At 71.5% G+C, this 15,891-nt stretch carries 14 protein-coding genes; 6 read left to right on the top strand and 8 right to left on the bottom strand.

Features of this window, described 5'->3' with window-relative positions:
- The first annotated feature begins 15 nt into the window (after positions 1-15).
- On the top strand, positions 16-1,677 hold the full coding sequence (locus QFZ26_RS05820; RefSeq protein WP_307040136.1) for a DUF885 family protein: 1,662 nt from the start codon (positions 16-18) through the stop codon (positions 1,675-1,677).
- A gap of 69 nt (positions 1,678-1,746) precedes the next feature.
- Positions 1,747-2,676, top strand: a complete 930-nt coding sequence (locus tag QFZ26_RS05815; protein ID WP_307040135.1) for a 5'-3' exonuclease — start codon at positions 1,747-1,749, stop codon at positions 2,674-2,676.
- Positions 2,677-2,682: 6 nt separating this feature from the next.
- Here QFZ26_RS05815 and QFZ26_RS05810 read toward each other — a convergent pair whose 3' ends face one another.
- The 5 genes from QFZ26_RS05810 to QFZ26_RS05790 all read right to left on the bottom strand — a co-directional run bounded on the left by QFZ26_RS05810 (position 2,683) and on the right by QFZ26_RS05790 (position 7,859).
- A complete protein-coding gene (locus QFZ26_RS05810) occupies positions 2,683-3,030 on the bottom strand; it encodes a hypothetical protein (RefSeq protein ID WP_307040133.1) in 348 nt (115 codons plus the stop codon).
- A 103-nt stretch (positions 3,031-3,133) separates the two neighbouring features.
- Positions 3,134-3,940, bottom strand: a complete 807-nt coding sequence (locus tag QFZ26_RS05805) for a class I SAM-dependent methyltransferase (protein ID WP_307040131.1) — start codon at positions 3,938-3,940, stop codon at positions 3,134-3,136.
- 70 nt (positions 3,941-4,010) lie between these two features.
- Positions 4,011-4,406 carry a hypothetical protein gene (locus QFZ26_RS05800; protein ID WP_307040129.1) on the bottom strand — a complete coding sequence of 132 codons (396 nt, stop codon included), beginning with the start codon at positions 4,404-4,406 and terminating at the stop codon, positions 4,011-4,013.
- A complete protein-coding gene (locus QFZ26_RS05795; protein WP_307040127.1) occupies positions 4,403-5,449 on the bottom strand; it encodes an SDR family oxidoreductase in 1,047 nt (348 codons plus the stop codon). The genes QFZ26_RS05800 and QFZ26_RS05795 overlap by 4 nt, the downstream gene beginning before the upstream one ends.
- Before the next feature lie 118 nt (positions 5,450-5,567).
- Complete coding sequence (locus tag QFZ26_RS05790) at positions 5,568-7,859, bottom strand: immune inhibitor A domain-containing protein (RefSeq protein WP_307040125.1); 2,292 nt, start codon at positions 7,857-7,859, stop codon at positions 5,568-5,570.
- A 257-nt stretch (positions 7,860-8,116) separates the two neighbouring features.
- On the opposite strand from QFZ26_RS05790, the gene QFZ26_RS05785 reads away from it, so the two are divergent.
- The 3 genes from QFZ26_RS05785 (at position 8,117) to gap (ending at position 10,852) form a co-directional block, all read left to right on the top strand.
- Positions 8,117-8,500, top strand: coding sequence for a ChaB family protein (locus QFZ26_RS05785; protein ID WP_307040123.1), 384 nt, complete (start codon positions 8,117-8,119; stop codon positions 8,498-8,500).
- 108 nt (positions 8,501-8,608) lie between these two features.
- Positions 8,609-9,565, top strand: coding sequence for a GlxA family transcriptional regulator (locus QFZ26_RS05780; RefSeq protein WP_307040121.1), 957 nt, complete (start codon positions 8,609-8,611; stop codon positions 9,563-9,565).
- A 288-nt stretch (positions 9,566-9,853) separates the two neighbouring features.
- Positions 9,854-10,852 carry a type I glyceraldehyde-3-phosphate dehydrogenase gene (gene gap / locus QFZ26_RS05775; protein ID WP_307040118.1) on the top strand — a complete coding sequence of 333 codons (999 nt, stop codon included), beginning with the start codon at positions 9,854-9,856 and terminating at the stop codon, positions 10,850-10,852.
- A 62-nt stretch (positions 10,853-10,914) separates the two neighbouring features.
- Here the strand turns inward: gap and QFZ26_RS05770 are convergent, their stop codons facing one another.
- The gene (locus tag QFZ26_RS05770; RefSeq protein ID WP_307040115.1) at positions 10,915-12,012 is read right to left on the bottom strand and encodes a flavin-containing monooxygenase; all 1,098 of its coding nucleotides are present in this window, start codon (positions 12,010-12,012) and stop codon (positions 10,915-10,917) included.
- A gap of 82 nt (positions 12,013-12,094) precedes the next feature.
- The gene (locus QFZ26_RS05765) at positions 12,095-13,711 is read right to left on the bottom strand and encodes a helix-turn-helix transcriptional regulator (RefSeq protein WP_307040112.1); all 1,617 of its coding nucleotides are present in this window, start codon (positions 13,709-13,711) and stop codon (positions 12,095-12,097) included.
- A gap of 123 nt (positions 13,712-13,834) precedes the next feature.
- Here QFZ26_RS05765 and QFZ26_RS05760 point away from each other — a divergent pair, with 123 nt between their 5' ends.
- Entirely contained in the window at positions 13,835-14,764 is a 930-nt protein-coding gene (locus QFZ26_RS05760) for a DMT family transporter (protein WP_307040110.1), read from the top strand.
- Positions 14,765-14,790: 26 nt separating this feature from the next.
- On the opposite strand, the gene QFZ26_RS05755 is transcribed toward QFZ26_RS05760, so the two are convergent.
- Entirely contained in the window at positions 14,791-15,858 is a 1,068-nt protein-coding gene (locus tag QFZ26_RS05755) for an NAD(P)H-dependent flavin oxidoreductase (protein ID WP_307040108.1), read from the bottom strand.
- Between the last annotated feature and the right edge of the window lie 33 nt (positions 15,859-15,891).

Below are 15,891 nucleotides of genomic sequence, written 5' to 3'. Positions count from 1 at the left end.
GCATATCGTGGGGCCATGACGCCGACCACTGCTGACCTCGAACGCCTCGGCACCGAGTTCTGGGCCTGGCGAGCCGTGAACTCGTTCCGCTCCGCCGACGACATCCCGCGCATCGAACGGCCCGCCGACTGGCTGCCGCGGTTCGATCCCGACGGTGTGGCGGCGCAGCGGCGCGAGCTCGACGGCTTCATCGAACGATGGCGGGCGACCGATGCGTCGAGCTCGCCGATCGGGGCGCAGATCGATCACCGCCTCCTCGGGTCCGCCCTCGCGCGCGTGCACTGGGAGCTCGACGTGCTCCGCAACTGGCAACGCGACGCGGTGTTCCTCACTTCGCAGATCCTCGGGCCGTGGTTCGACCTGCTGCTCGCGCCCCCGCCGTTCGATGCCGGGCGTCAGGCCGGCCTCGTGCACGTGCTCGCGGCCATGCCGGCCGCCGTCGACCAGGCGATCGCGAACCTCGAGCGAGCGGGAGTCGCGACGCTCGCACGGGTCGCCGCCGCGTCGCTCGAGGGCATCGGGCCGCGTCTGGCCGAATCGGTCGAGGCCCTCGCGTCGTTCGTCGACACGGCAACGGGGTCCGCGCTCGCCGAGGCGCAGCCGGCCGCGAGTGCGTCGCTCACCCGCTACCGCGACTGGCTCGTCGAGGCTGCTGGCGCCGGCCGGCTCGGGCCCGACGTCATCGTCGGTCGCGAGGCGTTCGTGTGGTTCCTGCGGCACGTCGCGCTCGTGACCGCCGACCCCGAAGAGCTCGTGCGCGCTGCGCTGCACGACTACCGTCGCAGTGTCGTCGGCGAGACCGTGACCCGCAACCGTCACCGCGACGTGCCGCCCGCCCCGCTCGCCGCCGACATCGACGCGCTCGTCGCCGACGAGTCGGCGGCCGAAGCAGGCGTGCGCGCGTTCTACGACGGCGAGGGCCTGCTGAGCCAGCCCGATTCGCTGCGCCACTACTTCTTCGCGGCGTATCCGCCCTACCTCGCCCCGCTCGCCTTCCTCGGCGTCACCGACGACCTCACGGGGGACACGCGCCGTGAGCGCGATGCCGTCTCATATGTGCGCGAACCGGTTCCCGACCTGCCGTACTTCGACGCGGCGAACGCGCGCGACCCTCGCCTCGGCATCATCCACGAGGGCGCCCACAGCCAGCAGCTCGCGCTGGCCTGGGCGCACCCGAGTGCGATCCGCCGCCGTTACACCGACTCGGTCGCCAACGAGGGCATCGCGCACTACAACGAAGAGCTGATGCTCACGGCCGGCCTCTTCGCCGACGCCCCGCACTCGCAGACGACGGTGTTCAACTTCATCCGGCTGCGGGCACTCCGCGTCGTCGTCGACGTCAACCTCGCGACCGGCGTCTTCAGCCTCGACGAAGCCGTCGACTTCTTCGTGCGGCTCGTGCCGATGGACGTCGAGACGGCCACCGAAGAGACCGCGATCTACGTCGCGACGCCCGGACTCGCGATGTCGTACCACGTCGGCAAGCAAGAGGTGCAGCGCCTCCTCGCCGACGCGGTGGTGGCGAAGGGCGAGGCGTTCTCGCTGCGCGAGTTCCACGACTTCGTGTGGCGCAACGGCAACGTGCCGCTGTCACTGCAGCGCTGGGAGCTGCTCGGCGACCGGTCCGACGTCGACGCGCTCGACACCGCCGGGCCGTGGTTCGAGTCGCTTCCCTGAACGCGGAGTGCACCGCAGCGGGGCGCGCCGACGCTTCGCACTGACGGCGGGCCGTGCCAAGATCGCGGTGTGGCCGACCGATTGATGCTCCTCGACACCGCTTCGCTCTACTTCCGCGCGTTCTACGGTGTGCCCGACAGTCTCAAGGCACCGAACGGCATGCCGGTGAACGCGGTGCGCGGCCTGCTCGACATCATTGCCCGGCTCGTCACCGAGTTCGAGCCCACCCACCTCGTCGCCTGCTGGGACGACGACTGGCGGCCCCAGTGGCGGGTCGACCTCATTCCGAGCTACAAGGCGCACCGCGTCGAAGCGGTGGTGCCCGGTGGCCCAGACATCGAAGAGACGCCCGATCCGCTCGAGGCGCAGATCCCGCTCATCCGCGAGGCCCTCGAGCTGCTCGGCATCGCCAGGGTGGGTGCGGCGCAGCACGAGGCCGACGACGTCATCGGCACGCTCGCGACCGGGGCGAGCATGCCCGTCGACGTCGTGACGGGCGACCGCGACCTGTTCCAGCTCGTCGACGACGAGGCATCCGTGCGGGTCATCTACACCGCGCGCGGCATGAGCCGACTCGAGGTGCTGACCGATTCGGTGGTCGTGTCGAAGTACGGCGTGCTGCCCCAGCAGTACGTCGACTTCTCGGTGATGCGCGGCGACGCCTCCGACGGGCTGCCGGGCGTCGCAGGCGTCGGCGAGAAGACGGCGGCGTCGCTGCTGCAGCAGTTCATCGATCTCGACGGCATCATCGAGGCCGCGGCCGATGCCTCGGCGCCGATGTCCGCCACCATGCGCGCGAAGTTCGCGGCCGCTGCTCCCTACCTCGCCGTCGCCCCGACGGTCGTCGAGGTCGTCCGCGATCTCGAGCTCGGCGACTTCGACGCGAAGCTGCGTCCGGTGCAGGGCGACCGGCGTGCCGCGGCCGAGGCGTTCGCGGCCGAGTGGAACCTCGGCGGCTCGATGCCGCGCGTGCTCGCCGCGCTCGACGCCGTCGGCTGAGTCGGGTCAGCTCGACGCGTCGACGTCGCGCTCGCGATCGCGAGCCGCGTCGGGCGATGGCTGCGCGGTTCCGCTCTCACTGCTCCGGCCGCTCGGGCGAGGGCCGGCGCCCAAGCCGCCGTCGGGCCTGGCGTCGGGAGCGTCGGATGCGTCGGGCGCGGCAGTGGCATCAGTCCCCTCCGGTGCCTCGGGGTCGCGCTGAGCCGCGGCATCCGGATCCTCTTCGGGCTCGAACGTCGTGGGCTCGCCCGCGCCGATGCCCACAGTGCCGGGCTCGCTCGGAATCGTGCCGTCGCTGCCGAGGCCGCCCTCCTTCTTCGTGCCGTCGCCGGGGTTGCCTGCGGTGTCGCTCATGATCGTCCTCCTCGCGTGTGCATCCACGATCCACGATCACACGCGACCGTGGCCCGCGGCGCGGGGTTGACAGCGGGTGGGCGGCGTTCCGCCCCGCCGCGGGCTACGCCACCTCGAGGTCGGCGACGCGCGCCCGCACCGCCCACGCACGCGTTGCGAGCTCGATCGTGCCGTCGCGTCGGGCCGGCAGCCGTTCGCGCAGGCGTTCGCGTAAGGCCGCTCGGTGGGTCTCGTCGAGTGCCATCACGTATGCGGGTGCGGCGCCCTGGCCGCCGAGGAACGGCTCCCAGTAGTCGTCGAAGTCGGCGAACACGGCGTTCGCGTCGAGCGGCACGACCACGGCCTCGTCGCCCGTCGCCCGCGAGAACGCCTCGGCGAGTGCGTCGGGACGACACAGGGGGAACCTGGCGGACTCGTCGAGCGCCGCGTCATCCGGATCGAGCTCGACGGCGACGTCCCAGAACTCGCGCATCATGCGCATGCCCTCGGCGTAGTCCCAGACGTATGCGGCGACGAGTCCGCCGGGCGCCGTCACTCGCACGAACTCGGTGAGCGCGGCCTCGGCGTCGGGCACGAAGTTCAGCACGAGGCCCGACACGAGCACGTCAGCCGAGGCATCGGGCACCGGCAGGTGCGCCGCGTCGCCGGGCAGCAACGTCGCACGGTCGCCGAGCCGGGCTCGCGCCGTCTCGAGGAACCCGGCCGACGGCTCGACGCCCACGACCGACGCCGGGTCGCAGCCGTCGAGGATCGCCTCGGTGAGCGCACCCGTGCCGCATCCGACATCGAGCCAGCGGATGCCCCGGGGCACGTCGAGCCACCTTAGGAACTGCCCCGCGATCGGGCGGCTCCACCGCCCGACATAGCGCTCATACGCATCGCCCTGTTCCCAACGGTCGCTGACCTGCATTCTCACGTTCTACGCGCAGCGCGACCGTGGCGCAAGCGATCGCAGGGTGCGGTGCTGCGGCGCCGCAGGCTCAGGCCGCGACGCCGATCGGGCCCGACGGCGTGCCGGACCAGTACGACGGCGCCGGCAGCGTGATGCCCGCCGACGCGAGCCAGATCACGATGAAGGCGTAGACCATGATCGCGATCGTGAGCCCGCCGAACGCCATCGCGGCCGGCACGGCGAACGAGAGGCGCACGCCGAGCGCCCGGTATCGGGGCACCGCCATGAACGCGATCCACATCGACACCGCGGCGGTGCCGGTGATCCAGACGGTGCGCAGGGCATCGCCCTCGAGGGGCGCAGCGACGGCGAGCCCGAGCGACGCGAGCGCCATCAGGAAGCCGGTCCATGCGAAGAAGCGAGCGAAGCCGATGCCGCCGATGTCGTCGTCGCCGGTCCACCAGGGTCGCGTCGGGTCGCTCACGGCTTCACCCGGCCGAGCCGCACGAGGCTCTCGGCGGACGCGACGATCGCATCATCGGTCGAGCGCGGCTGCCAGCCGAGCACCCGCGTCGCCTTCTCGTGCGAGGCGCCCTGCGACCGCCGCAACTGTGGCAGCACCGCGCGCAGCTCGGGGTTGACCAGTGCGCCGACCCGCACCAGCCATCGGGGGAGCACTCGCGTGGGCACGTGCTTGGCGTCGCGCCCGAGCTGCTCACGAAGGAGGATCGCGAGCTCGTGGAAGGTGATGGGGTCGCCCGCCACGGCGAGGAACCGCTCGCCCGCGGCATCCGGATGTGTCATCGCACGCAGGTGCAGGTCGGCGACGTCGCGCACGTCGACCCCCGTCGTCGTTCCGGGCGGAACGGCCGGCGCTCGGCCGTTCAGGAGGCCCAGCAGCAGCTCGACCGACGTCGAGAGCTGCTGCCCGAGCGCCGGTCCGAAGATGCCGACGGGGTTCACGACCGCGAGCTCGAGATCGCCGCCCTCACGATCGATGAAGCCCCACGCGGCCAGCTCGGCGATCGTCTTCGACTTCACGTAGGGCGTGACGTTGCGGCCGTCGGGGTCGGTCCAGTCCTCCTCGGTGTACGGCCGGCCGGGGTCGGCCGCGTGCCCGTAGCCGACCGCCGCGAACGACGAGGTCTGCACGACCCGCCGCACGCCCGCATCACGTGCAGCCCGCAGCACCCGCAGCACGCCATCGCGAGCGGGCGCGATCAGCTCGTTCTCATCGGCCGGCTGGCGCATCGGGAACGGGGATGCCACGTGCAGCACGTAGCTCGCACCGGCGACCGCCTCGGGCCATCCGTCGTCGTGCAGGAGGTCGGCCGCGATGACCTCGACGCCGTCGGCCGACGCCGCAGCTCGCGGGCCGCCCGCCCGCACGAGCTGCAGCACCTCGTCGGCACGTGCCATCGATCGCACGGTCGTGCGCACGCGATGGCCCGCCTCGAGGAGCCGCACGATGCAGTGCGCCCCGACGAAGCCCGTGCCACCGGTCACCACAACGAGTTCGCCGCTCATGTCAGCCTCCTCCGTCGGACTCTACCTCCGGGCACCGGCATCCGGGCGTCGGCATCCGGACACGCGGGTGAGCCCGCCTCCTTCGAGGCGGGCCCACTCACTCAGTACTGTTGTGCGCTCAGCCGAGCGGGTTGGCGACGTCGACGGTCATGATGCCGCCGGTCGTCTGGCTCGTCACCGTCACGGTCACGCCGTGGCCCGCGACGATCACTCCGCCGAGCGGGTTGCTCGAGTGGAAGAACGCGTTCGGGTCGAGATCGGTGAACGTCGTCGTCTGCAGGCCGGTCGGGGCATCGGCCGAGACCGACTCGATCGACTGGGTCTTGCCCTTGCCGACGACGACCTGCTTGTGCAGCGAGACCACGTCGGCCTGCTGCAGCCCGAAGGTCGCGTCGAACGGCTGGCGACGGTTGCTCGGCGCCGTGCCGTCGGGGAAGGCGAACTTCGCCGGACGGGCATCGACCGGGAGCGCGAGGCCGTGGCCCTCGTGCTCGATGGTGTTGTTGTCGGTGTAGGTCTCGTCGATCGCCCACACGAGCAGGCCGTCCTGGAAGGGGAAGTGCTCCACCCAGTCGGGCCGCGTCAGGCCCTCGCTGAACTGGTACGGACCCACCTCGAGCGTCGCGTCGTAGTCGACGTACGTGCGGTTCTCAGCGAGGTAGTAGCGGTCGCCCGAGGAGACCTCGGTGCCGGTGCTGCGCGTGAAGCCGCCCTCGGCGACCCACCCGTTGTCGCCGCCGTCGACGTTGTCGGTGAGCAGCGTCGTTCCGCCGCTCTTCACGACGATGTCGTCGATGAACGCGCCCGCGAGGTGCACGCCGCCGTCGCTCTGGTAGCGGAACCGGAACTCGACCGGGCCGCCGCCGGGGACCGTGTAGCGCAGCGTCGACCACTTGCCGTTCGTCGAACCGTCGGTCGGCGCGCCGATCTGGGTCCAAGCGCCGCCCGCGGTGCGGTATTCGGCGTAGAGGTAGTCGTAGCCGGCCTCGATGTCGTACCAGGCCTTCGCCGTCAGGGTCGCCGACCGGACGCCCGTGAGGTCGAGCGTGCGGGTCAGGGTCGTGTTCAGGTCGTCGGCGCTGGAGGTCCACCACGCGTGCGTGCCGGAGGCCGGTGCCGTGTAGACCGTCTCGACCTCTTGGTCGGGCACGTCGATGACGAGCGCCTGCTCCTGGCCCTCGACCTGACGTGCGGCCGGGCTCAGCGTGTACGCGCCGCCCTCACCTGCGCCGACGATCGAGTAGTCGAGCCATCCGAGCTGGAGCTTCTCCCACGGGCCCATGTAGTTGGGCGTCGTGCCGATGTCGTCGCCGCCGTGGTTGAGCCACGAACCGCTCGACATGAGGGTCCAGAAGGCCGTGCTGTTCTCGCCGCCCGCGGTGTCGTAGAAGTCGGGCAGGCCGAGATCGTGGGCGTACTCGTGCGCGAACACGCCGAGGCCGCCGTTCTCGGGCTCGACCGTGTAGTCGCCGATCCAGTAGCCGGTGTCACCGATCTGGGTGCCGCCGAACTTCGCGCCCGCAGGGCCGGTGGTGCCGTAGTCGGTGGAGTTGACGTACCAGCGGTGCGACCAGATGGCATCTTCGCCCTGGAGCCCGCCGCCCGAGTCTTCGCCTTCACCGGCGTGCACGGCCTGGAAGTGGTCGAGGTAGCCGTCGGGCTCGTCGAAGTCGCCGTCGGAGTCGGCGTCGTAGCGGTCCCACACGTCGAACGTGGCGAGCTCGGCCTTGATCTCGTCGGTGGTCTTGCCGGCGGTGACCCGCGCGTCATACCAGGCGTTGCCGGTGTCCTCGATGAACTGCCACGCACCGCCGAAGTCCTCGACGCTGTTGTCGCCGTAGGTGGACGCGTTGCCGGGCACCTTCACCCAGTCGCTCACTTCGCCCTCGACGGAGTACTGGCCTGACGACTGCTTCGTGTAGAAGTCGGCGAACGATTCGCCTTCGCCGAAGAACAGTTCGTCGTAGTGAGCTGACGAGAAGTCCTCGATCCAGTGCGTGCTGTTGTTCAGCGCGCGGTCGGGCTCGGGGATCTCGTTGTGCAGCGGTCCGGGAACCGTGCCGAGCTTGCCGGAGCCCTGGTCGCCGAACTCGGAGAGGATCGTGAACAGCCGACCGGTGCCGGTGACGGATGCCTCGTAGTACTTGTCGCCCTCGGCGGTGAGTGCGACGACGCCGTCTTCGTTCGGCGAGGCCTGGCCCGAGAGGATGAGCTTCTGGGCGGCCTTCCGCCGCTCATTCTGCCGCTCGGTCAGCGGGCCCGGACGGTTGTCGAGGCGCTGCGGTGCGGCGGTCTCCGACGTGGGGCTGTCGGGCGGCGAGGCGATCGCGGCGGGCCCGAAAGCCGCACCGGCAAGCACCGTTGCTCCCGCTGCGGCGATGGCGAACATGCCGCGCGTGCGTCGTTTCACGAGTTCTCCTCCATAGAAAAAGCGCCCGGGATCGCCGGGCACGGTGCGGAAAACCTAACACCGGCGTTCGAGCGATGGAAGAGGTCGACCGGGCTCATGGTTCGCAACGCGCCGAATCGTCATGCCGGCCGTGTCGGCGCAGGGACAGGCATCCCCGACGCAAGGAATCGAGGTCGGCGCGATGTCCACCCCGTTCCGGACGCCGCGACGCCGATCTAGCGTGGGCTTCTCGGGGTTCGAGGAGCAAGGAGGCACCGATGCCCGCATCAGAGGAGATGCCGTCGACGATCCGGCGTTCACCGAAGCACGCCCAAGAGGTCTGGGCTGCCGCGCACGACGGGGCCGTCGAGACGTACGGCGAGGGCGAACGGGCACACCGCACGGCGTTCGCCGCGTTGAAGCACCAGTTCGAGAAGGTCGGCGATCACTGGGAGCCGAAGGCCGAACCGGGCCCGAGCGACAAGGGCGCCATGGATCGCAGCGGTGACACGGCCGGGGGCGTCGATGCGAACGCGTCGAAGGCGCACCTGTACGAACTCGCGCAGCGACTCGACGTGCCGGGCCGGTCGAGCATGTCGAAGGACGAGCTCGTCGAGGCGCTGCAGCGTGCGAACGATCGGGCGACGGCCCGCCGACGCTGAGTCGACGTTCAGCCGCTGGCCGTATCCTTGCGCAACATGGCATTCACGCCACTCGCGGCTTCGTTCACGAGTCGGCATGATGTCAACGGTGTGCAAGGAGGAGATCGGATGACGCTCACGCCGCATCGCGTCGTGGTGCTCGTGCTCGAGGGGGCGAAGCCGCTCGACGTCGGCATCCCGGCGCAGGTGTTCACGAAGCGGGCGAGCATGCCCTACGAGCTGCGCGTGGCCGGCGCCGCGCCAGGGCTCGTCACGGGCGGCGACGGCCTCTCGTTCCACGTCGCGGAGGGGCTCGAGGCGCTCGAGACCGCCGACACGATCTTCGTGCCGGGCTACCGCGAGCCGGCGCGTGAAGACCCGCCAGCCGCGGTCGTCGAGGCGCTTCGTGCCGCACACGCCCGTGGCGCCAGGCTCGCCGCGATCTCGACGGGCGCGTTCGCGCTCGCCGCGACGGGGCTGCTCGACGGCAAGCGGGCCACGACGCACTGGCACTACACGCACGCGCTCGCGGCGAAGCATCCGCTCATCTCCGTCGACGAGAACGTGCTCTTCGTCGACGAGGGCGACGTGCTCACCTCGGCGGGCGCGGCATCCGGCGTCGATCTCTGCCTGCACCTCGTGCGCCGCGACCACGGCGTGGCCCTCTCGAACCAGGTGGCCCGCCGGCTCGTCGCCGCCCCGTACCGCAGCGGCGGGCAGGCGCAGTACGTGCCGCGCAGCGTGCCCGAGCCGCTCGGAGACCAGTTCGCCGCGACCCGCCAGTGGGCTCTCACCCGAATCGACGAGCCGCTCACCGTCGCCGACCTCGCCCGCCACGCGCGGGTCTCGCCGCGTACGTTCTCGCGACGCTTCGTGGAGGACACCGGGTACACGCCGATGCAATGGATCCTGCGGGCTCGCATCGATGTCGCGCGCGAGCTGCTCGAGCGCAGCGACCTCGGGGTCGAGCAGGTCGCCGACCGGGTCGGCCTCGGCACCGGCGCGAACCTGCGGCTGCACTTCCAGCGCATCCTCGGCACGTCGCCGAGCGAGTACCGCCGCACCTTCGTGCGGCACGCCGCCTGACCAGGCGCCTGTTCCACGCCGGCGCCTGCACCGCAGGAAATACCGCGATACACCTGCGTATGCCGCCTCTCGGTGCGTATTTCCTGCGGGAGTGCGGTCGTGCGGTAGTGCGGCCGTTCCGCAGCGCAGCGAGCGGATGCCCCCACCCCGGCGCGCATCTCCGGCACGGGGCATCCGACGACCTGAGGCATCCGCCCGCTGGCGCGAACCTTGCGCGCACTGTCTGCCGTCCCCCTCCCGCCGGCCCGACGGCCGAGCGAGGCTGGAAGCGACGAAAGGAACCACCGCATGACCACCCGCATTGCCATCAACGGATTCGGACGCATCGGCCGCAACGTGCTGCGCGCCCTGCTCGAGCGCGACACCGGCCTCGAGGTCGTCGCGATCAACGACCTCACCGAGCCTGCGACCCTCGCGCACCTGCTGAAGTACGACAGCTCCCTGGGGCGCCTCGGACGCCCGGTCGAGGTCGACGGCGACACGCTCGTGGTCGACGGCCGGCGCATCAGGGTGCTCGCCGAGCGCGAGCCGTCGGCCTTGCCGTGGGCTGAGCTCGACGTCGAGCTGGTGCTCGAGTCGACCGGACGGTTCACGGCAGCGAATGCCGCTCGCGGCCACATCACGGCGGGTGCGAAGCGGGTGCTCGTGAGCGCGCCCGCGACCGACGCCGACGTGACGATCGCCTTCGGCGTGAACACCGACGACTACGACCCGGCTGCCCACACGATCATCTCGAACGCGTCGTGCACGACGAACGCGCTGGCCCCGCTCGCGGCGGTGCTCGACGAGCTCGCCGGCATCGAGCACGGCTTCATGACGACGGTGCACGCGTACACGCAGGAGCAGAACCTGCAGGACGGCCCGCACCGCGACCTGCGGCGCGCCCGTGCGGCCGGCGTGAACATCGTGCCGACGACGACGGGCGCCGCGAAGGCGATCGGCCTCGTGCTGCCGCAGCTCGACGGGAAGCTCTCGGGCGACTCGATCCGCGTGCCCGTGCCGGTCGGCTCGATCGTCGAGCTCAATACGACCGTCTCGCGCGAGGTGTCGCTCGACGAGGTGCTCGCGGCGTATCGCGCCGCCGCCGACGGCAAGCTCGCCGGCATCCTCGACTACGCCGCGGACCCGCTCGTGTCGTCCGACATCACGGGCGAGCCGGCGTCGGCGATCTTCGACGCCGCGCTCACCCGCGTGCACGGCACGCACGTGAAGGTCGTCGCCTGGTACGACAACGAGTGGGGCTTCTCGAACCGCGTCGTCGACACGCTGGGGCTCATCGCCGACTAGCGCGCTCGAGAGCGCCCTGGCGCTGGCCCCAGGCGACTGCCCCGGCGACTCGCCGCGACGGCTCACACCGCGGCCGGCGCCGCCGTCCGGGCTGCGCTCAGGGTCTCGACGACGTACTCGGCGTCGCGGCCCATTCCCATGAGCGTGACCGAGACCGCCGAGTACTGGAACGGCATGCCGACGAAGGCGAGGCCGGGGCATCCGTTCGCGATGCCCCGGTACTCGTCGGGGTAGCCGTCGGCATCGGTCACGCCGTCGATGTCGATCCAGCCGAGGTCGGGGCGTGAGCCCGTGCACCAGACGACCGTCGCCGCGTCGATCGGGGTGCCGTCGGCGGTCACGGCTCTCCCCGCCTCGATGCGATCGATGCGGCCGACCTGCACGACGCCGGCGCGCTCGAGGTCGGCGACCTTGTTGCGGATCAGCATGAGCCCGTGGTGGCGGGCAGCCTCCCTCATGGCGCGACCCTTGGTGCTGTCGATCGTGGTGTTGCGGAGCATCCGGATGAAGACCCCGGTCAGGAGGTTGCCGATCGGCTTGTCGATGTCGACGGGAACGTGGCCCGGATGCCGGCCGGCCAGCGTCACGGCGTGGCCGCTGCGCGCCGCCTCGATCGCGATGTCGGTGCCCGAGTTGCCCGCACCGATCACGAGCACCGGGCCGTCGGCGAACTGCTCCGGCCCCTCGTAGTGGATGGAGTCCAGCTGGCGGATCGACGGGTCGAGCTCCCTGGCGAACTCCGGCACGATCGGCAGGCTGTGCGCGCCCGCCGTCACGATCACGCGCTCGGCGAGCACCTCCTCGCCGCTGCCGAGTTCGAGTCGGAAGAGCCCGTCGGCGCGTCGCGTCAGCGCGGCGACCCTCGTCGACAGGCGCACCGGCAGGCTGAAGTGCCGTGCATACCGCTCGAGGTAGTCGCCCATCTGCTCGCCGGTCGGGTAGTCGAACCGGCCGACGTCGGGTCGCAGGCCCGGCAGGCTGAGGAACGGTCGCGGGCTGAACAGGCGCAGTGAGCGATACCGCTCGCGCCAGGTGTCGCCGACGCGTGCGCGCTCGTCGAACATCTCGAATTCGATGCCGCGATCGGCGAGTTCCTTGCCGACGAACAGGCCGGCGGCGCCGGCGCCGATGACGGCGGTGTCGAGAACGGTGGTGGACATGATGGCCTCCTGGTTGGCTTTGCCAGCGAGGTTACGGATGCCGCCGTCGCGGCCGCGTCGGCAGAAATGACCAATTCCGCGTTCAGGCCGGCGCGGTCAGCCCGTGCTCGAACGCGAACGCCGTCGCGCCGGAGCGGTTCGCGAGGCCGAGCTTGCCGAGGATGTTGCTGACGTGCCGCGCGACCGTGCGCTCGCTGAGGAAGAGCTCGTTCGCGATCTGTCGGTTCGAGCGACCGCCGGCGATGAGGCGCAGCACCTCGAGCTCGCGTCGCGTGAGACCAGCGGATGCCGCGGGCCGGTCGGGCTCGGCGGCAACGCGCTCGAGCCGGTCGAGGTCGGCGACCGCACCGAGCCCGCTCAGCACCGTGCGCGCTGCGTCGAACTCGAGCTGTGCCGCTTCCTCGTCGCCGACGGCGCGGTTCGCGCGGCCCATCAGCACCCGCGTGACGGCAGCCTCGTACGTGGCCTCGAGCCGGCGCCACACCGACCACGAACGACGGAGCAGGGAGAGCGCCGCCTCGGGGGCATCCGTGCCGATCAGGAGCCGCGCCTCGGCCCGGTCGGCCTGTGCCTCGAGGAAGACCGTGCCGAACGTGTCGGCCATCGCGCGCAGCTCGGCCGCCGCCCGTGCGGCGACCTCCCATTCGCCGTGCTCGACCTCGAGCTCGACCTGGGCCGCGAGCAGCTCGGCGCGCGCGCGAGGTGTCGGCGACGCCTCGAGCGCACGCGCGATGCCCGACCGGGCCGCCGACATGCGCCCCTCGTCGCGGCGCAGTAGGGCGAGACCGGGCTGCACCTCGCGTCCGAGCTCCGCCGCATTGCGGTACGCGGTCTCGGCGTCGTCGCGGCGGCCGACGAGTCGGCAGAGCTCGCCGAGCCCGTAGAACGCGTTCTCGAGCGTCTCGACGCGGCGTTCGCGGGCGCACACCTCGCTGAAGGTCTCGGTGGCCTCGTCCCACTCGCCCAGCAGTTGCAGCACGGTGGCGCGGTGCACCGAGCACTCGCCGCGGAACGGCTCGAGCCCGCGCTGCGCGTCGCACCAGTCGCTGAGCTCGCGCGTCCAGACGCGAGCTCGATCGACGTCCCACCGGTCGAGGCAGCTCGCGATGACCGCGCAGTATGCGGGGCCGGCGGCGCGATCGCTCACCCGCCCCGACGAGATGGCGAGCATGACGCGGTCCATGCAGGCGAATCCCTCGATGACGCGCCCGCTGCGCACGAGTGCGCGCCCGAGTCCCATGGTCGCGAGCACCTCGGTGTCGGGGTCGTGGGCGGCGTCGGCGAGTGCGACCGCGCGTTCGCCGAGGCCGGCGGATGCCTCGAACTCGCCCGCCGCGAACGCCCCCACCGCCCGGGCGACCGCCGCCAGCGCCTCGGTGCGGGGGCTCGGCTCGGCCGCCTCGACGAGCTCGAACAGCCGCGCCATCCACGCGCCGGCTCGCACCGTCTCACCGCGATCGGCGAGGGTGAATCCCTGCCAGAACGCGCAGCGGACGGCGGCATCCGCCTCGCCCGCATCGAGGTAGGCGCGGTGGGCGCCATCCCACGCGCGTTCGCACTCGGCCGTACGACCGAGGAACCACGCCGCGAGACCCAGGTCGTCGAGTTCCTCCGCCGTGAGCGCGGGTCGGCGGGCCGCGAGCTCGTCGTAGCGTGCGACCCAGTCGATGACCTTCTTCTCCGTGCCGGCCGCGGGCATGGCGCCAGTATGGCGCGGCCGCCGGAGCGTCACAAGTCAGCGCCGTTCGCACTTGGCTGGATATCGCGTGCAGTCGGCAGCGAACCTGTCGCCCCTCCGCTCCCGGCGCACCAGAATGAGCTGGTGACTCGTCGTGGGCTGATCCTCTTCATCGCGCTCGGCATCGCCTGGGGCATCCCGTACCTGTTCATCAAGGTGGCGGTGAGCGAGCTCGACCCCGCGATGGTGGTGCTCTCGCGGTCGGCCCTCGCAGCGATTCTGCTGCTGCCGCTCGCATTCTTCCGGCGCGAGGTGGCGTCGGTGGTGCGGCGGTGGAAGCCGATGCTGGCCTACACGATCGTCGAGATCATCCTGCCGTGGTACTTCCTGAGCTCGGCCGAGCAGCGCATCCCGAGCTCCACCGCGGGGCTTCTGCTCGCCACCGTGCCGCTCGCGGGCGTGGCGATCGCGTTCGCGATGGGCCGGCCCGAGCGGCTCTCCCGCCTGAACTGGCTCGGCATCGCACTCGGCATGCTGGGTGTCGCGGCGCTCGTCGGTCTCGAGATCGGCGCGTCGGACCTGATCGCCGTCGGGGAGATGGCGATCGTGGTGGTCGGCTACGCACTGGGCCCGGCGATCCTCGCGCGGTGGATGTCCGACCTCCCGGGCGTCGGCGTGGTCGCCGTGTCGCTCGCCGCCACGGCCGTCGTCTACGTGCCCGTCGTGCTGTTCGCGGGAAGCTGGCCGGGGATGTGGCCGTCGACGGCGGTCATCGTCTCGATCGTCGTGCTGGCCGTGGTGTGCAGCGCACTCGCGTTCCTGCTCATGCTCGGCCTGATCACCGAGATCGGGCCGGTCAAGGCGACCACGATCACCTACGTCAATCCCGCGGTCGCGATCATCGCGGGCGTCGTGGTGCTGGGTGAGCGGGTCACCGTATGGACGATCGTCGGCTTCGTGCTCGTGCTCGCCGGCTCCTACCTCGTCACCCGTCGCCGGCGCGAGACGGTCGCGGCGGTCGGGCCGGAAGGCGCGTCGGCCGAGCGCGACGGCGCGCCGTCGGGGGTCCCGTAGGCGGGAGGCGGCGGAAGGCCTCTGCTTCAGGCCGAGAGGCCGGCCGCGAGCTCCGCGTACACGTCGCGCGCGTCCTCATGGCGCGTGAGCGACGCCGACTGGCCCATCCAGAGCGACTGGAGCTCGCCCCGACCCGCGCGCACCGCCTCGGCGCGGAACTTCCCGGTCAGCCAGTTCTGCACCGGGAACGGCGCGATCACGCCGCCCGCCTCGATGTCGCGCAGCGCGCGATTGCGGGCGCCGCGCGCCAGCCGTCCGCTCATCGCCCGCGTGAGCACCGTCTCGTGTGCCGCGGTCGCGCCGATCGCCTCCCGGTGCGCATCGGTCGTCGCCGATTGCCGGGTGCGCAGGAACGCCGTGCCGACCTGCACGCCGCTCGCGCCGAGCGCCAGCGCGGCGGCGACCCCTCGCCGGTCGGCGATGCCGCCGGCGGCGATGACCGGCACCCCGACCGCGTCGACGACTTGCGGGATGAGCGAGATCGAGCCGATGAGCGACTGCTCGGGCTGCCGCAGGAACGACACGCGGTGCCCGCCGGCCTCGAGCCCCGTCGCGACGATCGCGTCGATGCCGGCCGCGTAGAGGGCGACGGCCTCGTCGACCGAGGTCGCCGTTCCGATGAGGCGGATGCCGCGCGCCCGCGCGCTCTCGACGACCTTCTCGGGCGGCACTCCGAACACGAAGCTCGCGACGGCGGGCCGCGCCTCGAGTACCGCGTGCCATTGCTCCTCGAATGACGGGAGGTAGGCAGCCGGCGGTTCCTCGGGCACCGGCAGTCCGACCTCGTCGTAGAACGGGCGGAGGGCGTCGACGGAGGCCTCGAAGGCGCCGGGTGCGAGCGGGGCATCCGTCGCGTCATCCGTCAGCGGCAACCAGACGTTGAGGTTGAACGGGCGACCGGTGGCGGCGCGGATCGCGGCGGCCGTCTCGGCGATGCGGTCGCCGTCGTAGCCGTACAGTCCGAAGGAGCCGAGCCCGCCGAGCTCGCTCACCGCAGTCGTGAGTTCGACCGATGAGAGCCCGCCGAAGGGCCCGAGCACGATCGGGTCATCGATGCCCAGGAGCTCGGTGAGTCGCCTCGCGCCGTTCGCCATGTCAGTCCTCCATCGGTCCGTGGATTCACGATA

It is taken from the genome of Agromyces ramosus, assembly GCF_030817175.1.
Lineage (GTDB): Bacteria > Actinomycetota > Actinomycetes > Actinomycetales > Microbacteriaceae > Agromyces > Agromyces ramosus_A.
The sequence above is the reverse complement of the archived record's forward strand: the minus strand, read 5'-3'. Positions and strand labels throughout refer to the sequence as shown.